This window comes from Ruoffia tabacinasalis, assembly GCF_042652985.1.
Lineage (GTDB): Bacteria > Bacillota > Bacilli > Lactobacillales > Aerococcaceae > Ruoffia > Ruoffia tabacinasalis.
In genome coordinates, this window is sequence record NZ_JBHSHQ010000050.1 from 51,557 (window position 1) to 63,949 (window position 12,393).

Consider the following 12,393-nt stretch of genomic DNA (forward strand, 5'->3'; position numbering starts at 1 on the left):
GTTGAATGAACGGTTTGAAGGGATTGTTTTGTTTCAAAGAAAGCATCGGGAACATGATGCGCTCGTAAAGATTTTTACAGAAGATTATGGAACAAAAATGTTCTTTGTAAGAGGCTTACAAAAACCTAATCATCGCTTAACTAGTCAACTGATACCACTCACAGTGAACCACTATATTGGTAACATAAATGAAGAAGGCTTATCTTTTCTAAAAGAAGCGAATACAATTGAAATTCATCGAAAAATTCAAACGGACTATATGAAACAAGCATATTCAAGTTATGTGACCCAATTAGTAGATGCAGCGATTAATGACAACACACCAGATCAAGCATTATATGAGATGCTAAAGAAAGCATTGGAACTAATGAATAGCGATGTCTCTTACGAAGCGATTACGATCAGCATGGAGATTAAGTTATTACGGTATTTTGGTTTTGACATACATTTTGATCGGTGTCGCATCTGTGGCACAACGGTACAGCCCTTTGATTTCAGTATGAAATTACAAGGGGTGTTATGTCAGAAACACTTTCATGAAGATCCATTTCGTATGCATATTGCGCCTAAGGCAATGTTTATTGCAAGTCGACTTGATTTAGCTAGTTTACATCAGATTAATAGTATTCAGGTTAGTCAGGAGACAATCCAAGAATTACGTCGATTAATGGATGAAATTTATAAAGAATTTGTCGGTATTAACTTGAAGAGTAAGAGTTATTTAAATAATTTGGACACTTTAAGTGCTTCCATGGAAGATGTCATCAGAAAACGACACAAATCTGATTGAGAATTTGAGTGAATTGTAGTATGATGTTCTATGTATTAAGGTGAATAAATAAGATAGTAAAGCGAGTCTAGGAGAGTGAAAGCTAGACCAAATCGAAGGCAACCTTAAAAGTGTTTTTTAATTGAATCGTTTGACATAAGTGCAAGTTAACGCTTGAATTAGGGTGGAACCGCGAATTTACTTCGTCCCTATGATTTAGATTTTTATCTAATCATAGGGGCAGTTTTTTATTTTACAGAAAAGAGGAATTATCAATGGCAAAGACAATTCAAGAAATGATATTAACATTACAACAATTTTGGGCAGAACAAGGGTGTTTAATTTTACAAAGTTATGACACTGAAAAAGGGGCAGGAACAATGAGCCCGTATACATTCTTGCGTGCGATCGGACCTGAGCCTTGGAATGCAGCGTATGTTGAACCATCAAGACGTCCAGCAGATGGTCGTTATGGTGAAAACCCAAACCGTTTATATCAACATCACCAATTTCAAGTTGTGATGAAACCATCTCCAACAAATATTCAAGAATTATACTTAGATAGTTTAGTTGCTTTAGGAATTGATCCACTTGCACATGACATTCGTTTTGTTGAAGATAACTGGGAAAACCCATCATTAGGCTGTGCAGGATTAGGTTGGGAAGTATGGATTGATGGAATGGAAATTACACAATTTACTTACTTCCAACAAGTAGGTGGCTTAAAAGTAGATCCAGTAACTAGTGAATTAACCTATGGTTTAGAGCGTTTAGCAATGTATATTCTAGATGTAGATAATGTTTATGATTTAGAATGGGCTCCGGGAGTGAAATACGGCGAAATATTTAAACAACCCGAACGTGAACATTCGACTTACTCATTCGATTTAAGTAATACAGAAATGCTTTTCACACAATTTAATGCCTTTGAAAAAGAAGCAATGAATTTAATTGATAATGGGTTATCACATCCAGCCTATGACTACATCTTAAAATGCTCGCACACATTCAACTTACTTGATGCACGCGGAGTAATTTCTCAATCAGACCGTGCTGGGTATTTAGGTAGAATTAGAAAAATGGCTCGCTCTGTTGCACAAGCATTTGTTAATGAGCGTGAAGAGCTTGGCTTCCCATTATTAAACAAAGACAAAGCGTAAAGGAGCAATTGAAATGACAAAAGATTATTTATTAGAAGTTGGTATGGAAGAAATACCTGCTCGTTTTTTAACTGAATTAAGCGACCAATTAAAAGATAAAGTCGAGCAGTTTTTAACTGATAACCGATTAACTTATGATGATGCAGTTGCTTATTCAACACCAAGACGCTTAGCTGTGATTGTTAAAGGAATTGCGGAACGTCAAGAAGACGTGTCTGAGAAAGTTAAAGGACCTGCATTACGCATTGCTCAAGACGACGCAGGTGCATGGAGTAAGGCAGCACAAGGTTTTGTTCGCGGACAAAAATTAACTGTCGACGACATTTTTGTTGAACAAATTAAAGATGAAGACTATATCTTCGTTAATAAACATACAGAAGGCTTATCAGCTAAAGAGGTATTAGCGAATATGGCTGATGTATTAAACGCGATGACATTCCCAGTTAGTATGACTTGGAATTCATTCCATAAAAGCTTTATCCGTCCGGTACACTGGATTGTGTCATTACTAGATGATGAAGTCGTACCATTTAGCTTTATTAATATCGAAGCAAGTAATACATCAATAGGTCACCGTTTCCTAGGTGGCAAGACAGAAATTACGTCTCCTGATACTTATGTAGAAAAACTAAGAGATGAATTTGTAATTGTTGATACAAATGAAAGAAAAGATATTATTATCAAACAAATTGAACAAATCGCTTCAGATAACAATTGGAATGTCCCAATGACAGAAGATTTATTAGATGAAGTAACGGCTTTAGTTGAGTGGCCAACAGCTTTCTTTGGACAATTTGAAGATGAATATTTAGAAATTCCACAAATTGTTTTAATCACTGCGATGAGAGACCATCAAAGATATTTCTACGCTTTAGATCAAGGAACTGATAAGCTGTTACCTTATTTCATCTCAGTTCGTAATGGTGACGCCAATCACATTGAAAATGTTATCAAAGGAAATAAAAAAGTGTTGAAAGCTCGTTTAGAAGATGCTTTATTCTTCTATCATGAAGATATGACACATGATTTAGCTTTCTTTACAGAGAAGTTAGAATCAGTTAAAGAACATTTCAAACTAGGTACATTAGCTGATAAACAAAAACGTGTGGAACTCATCATTCAAAAATTAGCTGAAACGATCAATGAACCTGAAGCGGGTGCCATTGCAAGTGAAGCAAGTAAAATTTACAAATTTGATTTAATGACCCAAGTAGTAAACGAATTTGATGAGTTACAAGGTCAGATGGGCGAAATTTACGCGAAGAAATTTGGTCTTTCAGATGAGATTGCTCATACAATTAGCCAACAATACATGCCAACAAGCAGTGGTGGAGAATTACCTGAAACTTTATCCGGAGCAATGCTTGCTTTTGCTGATAAATTTGATACACTATTAAACTACTTTAACATCGGATTAATCCCAACAGGATCAAACGATCCTTATGCACTTCGCCGTCAAGCGATGGGAATGGTAGAAATCAGTGAGAAATATGATTGGAACTTTGATATGCATGAATTTGTTAAAGTTGTGATTAAAGATATGGATGTTACCGAAGAAGATTTAATTGAATCATTTATTGATTTTATTAAATTACGTATTCAACAATTTCTTGAGAAAGAAGCGATTGATTATGATATCATTCAAGCAGAGCTTAATGGACGTCATGCTAATGTGTATGCAGGTGTGAACTTTGCTAGAGGCATTCAAAAACTTAAGAATGACTCTCCAGAAGAGTATCGTAACTTAGTTGAATCTTTAACACGAGTTGTCAATTTAGGTGTGAAGGAAAATTCAGACGGCTTATTCGAAGAAACGAAAGCTCAAACTGAATCGGAACAAAAATTATTCGATATGTTAAAATCAGATTTCTCTACGAACAGAGATAAAGCATTAGAAATGTTCGTTAAATTGTCAGATCCAATTGCAGATTACTTCAATAACAATATGGTAAATGACGATAATGAAGCAATTAGAGAAAACAGATTGAAAACGATGAAATTTATTACGGATAAAGTATTGAAATTTATAGACCCAAGAGAATTAAACAGTAAGTTTTAGAAAATTACACAGAGAAAGAAAGGAGTGATGTCAAATGTCAACATTTTTAGATCATGCTAAAGTAGAAGTCAAAGCAGGCAAGGGTGGCGATGGAATGGTCGCTTTCCGTAGAGAGAAATACGTTCCAGATGGTGGACCAGCCGGCGGAGATGGAGGTCAAGGTGGAGATGTTATCTTTATCGTTGATGAAGGATTAAGAACCTTAATGGATTTCCGTTACAACCGTCATTTTAAAGCCAAAAATGGTGAAAATGGAATGAGTAAGAGTAAATACGGAGCCGGAGCAGAGGATTTAATTATTAAAGTTCCACCTGGAACGATTGTCCGCGAAGCTAAAACTGGTCAATTCATGGCCGATTTAGTTGATAATGGTCAAAAATTCACTGTTGCTAAAGGAGGACGTGGTGGTCGCGGGAACATTCGTTTTGCGACGCACAAAAACCCTGCACCCTCTATTGCAGAAAATGGTGAGCCCGGTGAAGAATTAGAATTAGAACTTGAACTAAAAGTTCTTGCAGATGTTGCTTTAATTGGTTACCCAAGTGTTGGTAAATCAACGTTGCTATCACTAATTAGTAATGCAAAACCAAAGATAGCTGACTATCAATTTACAACGTTAGTTCCGAACTTAGGTGTTGTACAATTGCGAAACCAACAAGAGTTTGTTGTCGCAGATATGCCAGGTTTAATTGAAGGAGCTTCTGAAGGTGTAGGTTTAGGAATTCAATTCTTACGCCACATCGAAAGAACAAAAATAATGTTACACGTTATTGATATGGGAGCTGTACATGGTCGAGATCCTTTTGTTGATTTCACTGATATTATGGATGAATTAGAAGCATATAACGAGAGATTATTACTGAGACCGATGGTGATTGTCGCTAATAAAATGGACGAAGCGATCTCAGAAGAAAATCTTGAAATATTTGAAGAAAAACTAAATGCATATTACGGCGAACGTGATTTAGATGTTCCAGAGATTTATCCTATCAGCTCATGGCAAAATCAAGGGGTAGATCAGTTAATCAAGAAAACAGCTTCACTTGTTCAAAACGAAGAATTTATTCCACTTGAAGAAGAAGTTGAAGTCGAAGAAGCTTATTATACGTTAGAGCAAGAAGAAGCGCCATTCGAAGTTGAACAAGTTGAAGAAGGCTTCTACCGTATTACGGGTGCTCAAATCGAGAAATTATTTGCGATGACTAATATGGCACATGATGAAAGTATTGCTCGTTTCCAAAGACAGATGCGTGGTATGGGAATCGATCAAGCTCTTCGTGAAATTGGAGCTCAGACGGGAGATATTGTTGAGTTATCAACATTCCAGTTTGAGTTTATGGATTAGGTGATAGCATGTCACAAGAAACTAAGTCCAAAAAAAGATTAGATATCTTTGATGGTCTTAAAGGACTATCAATTATCACAATTATTGTGTATTATTTTTTCCAGCATATTTTACCAGGTGGTTTTTTGGCGGTAAATATGTTCTTGTTAATCGCTGGTTTTTTTAACTTTAGACACTTTGTGAGTGCTAGCCAAAAAGGGGTAAAAATAAACTACTTAAACTATTATAAAAAACGGTTAAGTCGGTTATTTTTCCCTATGTTAGCAATGATTATAACAGTTAGTTCTTTTATCTTGCTGTTTTCAAGAGAGTCTTTATTCAACCTTAGAAATATGGCTTTATCAGGACTTGCTTTCTTTAATAACTATTATCAAATCTTGAATGAACAATCTTATTTCGTTCAAGCTGCAAACCCAAGTGCCTTCACGCACTTATGGTATGTCGGAATTTTAGGGCAGTTAATATTGCTTACACCAGTACTAATATTGCTGTTTTATTCTTGGCATAAGAAACAAACAACAACAGTGAATATGTTACTCATCGTTACTGTTGTATCGGCATTTTTAATGGGGTATTTATATAAAGACGGTGAAGATCCTACACGTATTTATTATAGTGTGTTTACTCGTGCATTTTCATATACGGCGGGTGGGGTTATCGGTTTAATACTACCAATGAATCTTACTGCGAAGCCAATTAAGGGTAAAATTAATTGGATATTTAATGGTATCGGAACGTTCATTATGGTCTTGATGTTCTTTATGTGTAAATTTATGTACGGAACACAACCTTTTGCTTACCGCTTTGGGATGAGTTTATTCACACTTTTAAGTGCATTATTTATTCTAGTTTCAATTCACCCAAGCACGATTTGGAACAAGATTTTAAGTTTCCGCCTGTTTACCTTTATTGGTAAACGTAGTTATTCTTATTATTTATGGTTTTATCCTGTTTATTTAATTATACCTAATATGATGCAAAATTTAGGTTTACCATCGTGGGCAAACTATACGATTCAATTTTTAATTATCGCGCTACTTGCAGAAATTAGTTACAGATTATTTGAGCAAGTAAATATTAGTTTACCTCTAGGACAAGACTTTAATATTAAGAAAACACGTCACCAATTAAAATATTTAAGATCTCATAAAGGGACTCTTTTAAATGTTAAAGTGATTACAGGTACCTATATTGTGATTTTCGTTATTGGTACGATTGGAATTTTTGCTGCACCTGAGGAAAGAGCTCAAACGGCAGAAGAATTACAAACGATTATTGAAACGAACTCCCAAATAGCCGAAGATACACAGACAGAAGATACTGAAAATGTAAAAGTAGTTAACAATATTGAAGGCCTTGGCCAACAAGAAATGCTCTATGCTAATGGATTAGACATTACCTTTGTAGGAGACTCTACTTTATTAGCAGCTACAAAACAAATTCAAAATGTCTTCCCGAAAGCGGTCATTAATGGTGAAGTCGGACGTCAACTGTATAATAGTGTGTCGGTTGTTAATAGTTTAGATCAAAGTGGGCTTTTGAAACCAACAGTTGTTACAATGATGGGATCAAATGGAACCTTTACAGCAGGCCAAATTAATGACTACATTGAAGCGATTGGACCAGAACATGATATTTTCTTTGTTACATCCGATACAAAGCGTTCTTGGGTGTCTGACGCTAATCAACAATTATTAGCAGCGGCTCAACGATTTGGTAATGTTCATATTATTGATTGGGCAAGTTACTCAAATGACCAAACAGGTTGGCAAAGAGATGATGGTGCGCATCCAACTGAAGAAGGAGCACATGAATTATCAGTCTTTATTGCTAAAGAAATATATCGTCAAAGATAAATGTATTAGTTAATTGAGGAGTGTTGGTGGGGAGATTAACTCACTAACACTCTTTTTATGCTTAATAAGATAAATGTAAAGAAATTCTCAAAAAATTGTAGTAAAATATAATGTATTAATGAAAGGTAGTGACTATGGAAATATTATTTTTAGGAACTGGCGCTGGCGTTCCATCAAAAAGTCGTAATGTTAGTTCTTTAGTGTTAAAACTATTGAATGAATTGAATGAAACTTGGCTATTTGATTGTGGAGAAGGAACTCAACATCAAATATTAAAAACAACACTGAAACCAGGAAAGGTTAAAAATATATTTATTACTCATATGCATGGGGATCATATATTCGGCTTACCAGGATTTTTAAGTAGTCGTTCGTTTCAAGGTGGAGATAACCAACCTATTACTATCTACGGACCTCCTGGAATTGAACAATACATTAATGCTTCATTGAAGTATTCGAAATCAAATTTACTTTATAAAGTAAATATTGTTGAATTAGATCCAAAGGGTGGCGAGCTTCAATTAAATAAGGGCTGGAAAGTTAAATACTTACCACTACAACATAACGTTCTGTCGTTTGGTTATAGAATTGAAGAACCGAAATCCGATGGTGTGTTACTGGTTGAAAAACTTAAAGAATACAATATTCCGAACGGACCGATATTTGGAAAGTTAAAAAATGGAGAAACAGTTACTTTAGAAGATGGTACTGAACTTGATGGGAAAGATTTTGTCGGGGAAGCCCAACCAGGTAAAGTCATTGCAATTATAGGAGATACGAGACCCAATGCAAACATCGGGAAATTAGCCGAAGAAGCTGATGTCCTTGTTCATGAAGGGACACATGCAAAAGGTGAGAACAAGATGGCGAATCGTTATTTCCATTCTACAGTTGAACAAGCAGCACAAGTTGCTAAACAATCAAAGGTTAAGCAATTATATTTAAATCACATTAGCTCAAGATATTTAGGGGCAGATGTGAAACAATTAGAAAAAGATGCGCGCTCAATATTCAAACAAACGAAAGTTGCTTATGATTTAAATGAATTTGAAATATAATTGAAAGGATGAGATTATGTTTCTGAAAAACAAAGTCGTATTACTTACGGGCGCTTCAAGTGGTATCGGTAAAGCGATTGCCATTGAAGTAGCCAAAAAAGGCGGTAATCTTGTATTAGTATCTCGAAGAGAAGAAGTACTCAATGAATTGGCAGGCAAACTGAAGCAAGAATACGAAATAGACACACTTGTGTTAGCGAAAGATTTATCTGAGGCTAAAGAAATTGAAGAAACCGTTGAAGAAACAATCAATGCCTTTGGTCATATAGATTATTTAATCAATTCAAGTGGTATGGGTATATTTAAAAAAGCAGTGGATTTCACTTCTAAAGAAATTGATCAGCTCTTTAAAATCAATACTTATGCGATGATTTATCTATCACAATTGGTCGCAAGGGAAATGATTATTAAAAATACAGCTGGACATATTTTATTCATCTCTTCCATAGCTGGTAAAATAGCCACACCAAGTTCAAGTGTTTATTCGGCATCGAAGTTTGCAGTGATAGGCTATGCGAATAGTTTAAGATTGGAATTAAAGCGGTTTGGTATTGATGTGACAACAATTAATCCTGGACCTGTCAAAACGGACTTTTTCAATCATGATTCAAATTCTAAAGAATATTATGACCGTATTAAAGCATTTGCATTAAATCCACAAAAGTTAGCTAAAGATGTGACTAAACATTTAAAACCATCACGTCGCAAAAGAGAGTTAAATCGTCCCCGTTATTATCATTTTATTGATATACTATATAAAGTGTTTCCAAGTATTGGAGATAAATTAGCAGGAGAAATGTTAAATTTCAAGGAGGATAATTAGATGAAAGAACAATGGAAAGTTATTGCGATTATTATGTTACTAATCTTAGTAGTCGTTTTTGCATTACAAAATACAAATGTTGTTGGAATTGATTTCTTTTTCACTCAATTTGAAGTATCACTTGTCTTAGTTGTATTATTCAGTATTTTGGTTGGAGTTATCATTGGAATGATTGCATCAATGTCTGCGATTCAATCAAACAGAAAGAAAAATAAAGAATTAGAAAAACAATTATCAAAAGAGAAACATAATCACTCAAATACTGCGATTGAAAAAGATGCAACAATTGCTGAATTACGCAGTAAGGTCGAAGAACAAGAGCGTGTTTCACGTAATACAATTTCTGTAGAAACAGAAGAAAAACCAGAATTAAATGAAGATGTAGCAACTGATACAACAGAGGAAGTGTAATATTCGTGAAGTTCAATATGGCACAGTTTGATTGGCAAATCAGACCAGAGTTTAATAGAGACGCTTCCAAAAGTATTTCAGACAATAATGAAACAACATTTAGTTCAACTTTTTTACGCCTATGTTCAATTAGAGGTATCACAAGTACAGAAGAGTTAATTGAGAAAACAAATCAAAAACCTCAACTTTATCATGATCCTTTTTTACTATTTGAGATGGACAAAACAATCGAACGCATTCAAAAAGCGATTGAAGAATTTGAACCGATATTAATCTATGGAGATTATGATGCAGATGGTATTACCAGTACATTGATAATGTATGAGACTTTAGAGACTATTGGGGCCAATGTCCATTATTATTTACCAAACCGCTTAACGGACGGTTATGGGCCAAATAAAGCACGTTGGAGTGAGTTGGTTGACGAATTAGATATTCGATTAATCATTACTGTTGATAATGGTGTGGCTGGTTTTGAAGCTGTGGATGCAATGAATGATATAGGTGTGGATTGTATTATTACTGATCACCATGAATTACAAAGTGAATTACCGAATGCATTCTCAATTATTCATCCAAAACATCCTTCAGGTCAATATCCTTTCCCAGAATTAAGTGGGGCAGGGGTTGCTTTGAAAGTAGTCAGTGCCTTGTTAGGTGAAGTTCCGACAGAAGCAGTTGAATTGGCAGCAATCGGTACGGTGGCAGATATGGTGTCTTTAACGGATGAAAACCGAACAATCGTATTAAGTGGATTGACTCTAATTAAAGATTCAATGCGCGTTGGTTTACAATTATTATTACAAAATGAAAAAGTTAATTTAGATAACTTAACGAGTGAGACAATTGGCTTTATTATCGGCCCACGTTTGAATGCGGTAGGTCGATTAGGTGATCCGACGCCGGGCTTAGAGTTATTGAAAACATTAGATATTTCTGAAGCGGAATCGTTATTAGAAATAGTGAATGAAAAAAATCGTGAAAGAAAATCTATCACCGAAAACATTACTAGAGAAATTGAAAATCGTATGGCTCAGTATGAATCGATTCCAAATATTATTATTGAAGCAGATAAAGATTGGCCTGCCGGAGTCTTAGGGATTGCTGCAAGTCGTTTGGTTAAAAAATACCAAAGACCAGCGATTGTCTTCCAATACATAGAAGAGAAAAAGCAATATAAAGGAAGTTCAAGAAGTGTCTCTAAGATAAATATCTTCGAAGAACTCGTTAAACAAAATGAGTACCTGACTCACTTCGGTGGACATAGTCAAGCAGCAGGGTTAACGATTGATGAAGAGAATTGGGAAGACTTTAAACAAAGCATTCACAAAAGTTTTGAGCACTATACTGAATTACTAAACGAACCTGAGCCAATTGTGATTGATATGCCGTTAAGCGTGAATGAAATGACGATTGACTTTATTAATGAAGTGAATTTATTAGGACCTTTCGGTACGGATAATCCTAAACCGCAATTTATGGTCAAGGATGCTCATATTAATACAATCAGATTTATTGGTGCAGATAAAAATCATGTCAAGCTAGCCCTTAAACAAACGAATAGCCAAGCCGAATTACAAGCCATAGGCTTTGGTAAGGCAGAGCAAGCTGAAGGGTTAGAGAACGGCAGTGTTGTGTCTGTCGTCGGTGAGTTAGATATTAACGAATGGAATGGGAATCGTCTTCCACAGTTAATGCTGAAAGATATGGGTGTCAATGGTTCTCAATGGTTAGATTATCGCTCAAGTAAGATTCATAAAGATTTGTTAAGTATAGACAAAGCCTTATATGTATTCTCCCATCAACCAATTGCAGATTATATGACCAAGCAATTGAATGGTGCACCCGTTGTATTATATGAGAATGTCTCTGAAGTTAATTTAGCCCAATATAATAACCTCATCGTAATGGAACCACCCATTCAATTACAACAACTGAAAGAGATAGTGAATGCGCAAGCTTGGTCGAAAGTCTATCTAGGATCATTTGTTCAGGAATCGAAATATATGGCAGGCATTCCTACTCGAGAAGAATTTATTAATCTGTATAAATATGTCTTTGCCAAGCAAGAATTCACATATAAGACAGAATTCGAAAGTATAACAAAATCATTAAATTTACACCCTGTAAAATTAAAAGGGATGTTTTTGATGTTTTTGGAAGCAGAATTTGTTACAATTAAGAATGGTCGGTTAGAGTTTAATAAAGATGCAACAAATAATAAAATTGATTTACCTCATTTAAAGACATTTATTCAATATGAAAGTGAATATAAGTCAGAGGCTTTATTAAATTATCAGCCGTTAGACGCTATTAAAGATTATTTTGAAGGGAATTAAATAACTAAATGAACTTAAACGATTATATTGCTTCAATCGAAGATTATCCAAAGGAAGGTGTAACGTTTCGCGATATTACACCATTAATGGCAAATGGACCTGCTTTTGCGCAAGCAACACAAGAAATTGTGGACTATGCAAGAGAAGTAGGGGCTGAAGTTGCTGTTGGACCTGAAGCGCGTGGGTTTATCGTGGGATGTCCTGTTGCTTACGCAATGGAAATTGGCTTTGCGCCAGTTCGTAAAAAAGGGAAATTACCTCGTGAAATCATTGAAGTAGAATACGAACTTGAATATGGTACTGACGTATTAACGATGCATAAAGATGCAATTACACCTGGTCAAAAAGTTGTCATTATCGATGATTTATTAGCAACAGGTGGTACGGTTAAAGCTACAATCGACTTAGTTGAAAAACTAGGTGGAGAAGTTGTAGGAATTGCATTCTTAATTGAATTGAAAGAATTAAACGGTAGAGAAAAAATTGAAGGTTATAACTATAAAGCTTTAATGCAATACTAATATCTACTCTTTACTTTAAAATTCAAAAAAATCCGAACTCTACTATAGTGTT

The 12,393-nt window shown here is 35.0% G+C and carries 10 protein-coding genes; all 10 read left to right on the plus strand.

Features of this window, described 5'->3' with window-relative positions; all coding sequences use genetic code 11:
• The first annotated feature begins 1 nt into the window (after position 1).
• The 10 genes from recO to ACFO5Y_RS08795 all read left to right on the plus strand — a co-directional run bounded on the left by recO (position 2) and on the right by ACFO5Y_RS08795 (position 12,341).
• Positions 2-790, plus strand: a complete 789-nt coding sequence (gene recO / locus ACFO5Y_RS08750; RefSeq protein WP_197104002.1) for a DNA repair protein RecO — start codon at positions 2-4, stop codon at positions 788-790.
• 254 nt (positions 791-1,044) lie between these two features.
• The gene (glyQ, locus tag ACFO5Y_RS08755; protein ID WP_138403928.1) at positions 1,045-1,929 is read left to right on the plus strand and encodes a glycine--tRNA ligase subunit alpha; all 885 of its coding nucleotides are present in this window, start codon (positions 1,045-1,047) and stop codon (positions 1,927-1,929) included.
• A gap of 13 nt (positions 1,930-1,942) precedes the next feature.
• Positions 1,943-3,988 (plus strand): glycine--tRNA ligase subunit beta, encoded by a 2,046-nt coding sequence (glyS, locus tag ACFO5Y_RS08760; protein WP_197104003.1) that lies wholly within the window; start codon positions 1,943-1,945, stop codon positions 3,986-3,988.
• A 34-nt stretch (positions 3,989-4,022) separates the two neighbouring features.
• Entirely contained in the window at positions 4,023-5,333 is a 1,311-nt protein-coding gene (obgE, locus tag ACFO5Y_RS08765; protein ID WP_197104004.1) for a GTPase ObgE, read from the plus strand.
• Positions 5,334-5,341: 8 nt separating this feature from the next.
• A complete protein-coding gene (locus tag ACFO5Y_RS08770; RefSeq protein ID WP_197104005.1) occupies positions 5,342-7,189 on the plus strand; it encodes an acyltransferase family protein in 1,848 nt (615 codons plus the stop codon).
• Positions 7,190-7,323: 134 nt separating this feature from the next.
• The gene (rnz, locus tag ACFO5Y_RS08775) at positions 7,324-8,247 is read left to right on the plus strand and encodes a ribonuclease Z (protein WP_138403924.1); all 924 of its coding nucleotides are present in this window, start codon (positions 7,324-7,326) and stop codon (positions 8,245-8,247) included.
• A gap of 16 nt (positions 8,248-8,263) precedes the next feature.
• A complete protein-coding gene (locus tag ACFO5Y_RS08780; protein ID WP_197104006.1) occupies positions 8,264-9,070 on the plus strand; it encodes an SDR family NAD(P)-dependent oxidoreductase in 807 nt (268 codons plus the stop codon).
• On the plus strand, positions 9,071-9,481 hold the full coding sequence (locus tag ACFO5Y_RS08785) for a LapA family protein (RefSeq protein WP_197104007.1): 411 nt from the start codon (positions 9,071-9,073) through the stop codon (positions 9,479-9,481).
• Between the two features lie 5 nt (positions 9,482-9,486).
• Positions 9,487-11,820: a single-stranded-DNA-specific exonuclease RecJ gene (recJ, locus tag ACFO5Y_RS08790; RefSeq protein WP_197104008.1), complete on the plus strand. Its 2,334-nt coding sequence runs from the start codon at positions 9,487-9,489 to the stop codon at positions 11,818-11,820.
• Between the two features lie 8 nt (positions 11,821-11,828).
• Entirely contained in the window at positions 11,829-12,341 is a 513-nt protein-coding gene (locus tag ACFO5Y_RS08795) for an adenine phosphoribosyltransferase (RefSeq protein ID WP_138403920.1), read from the plus strand.
• The last annotated feature ends 52 nt before the right edge of the window (positions 12,342-12,393 follow it).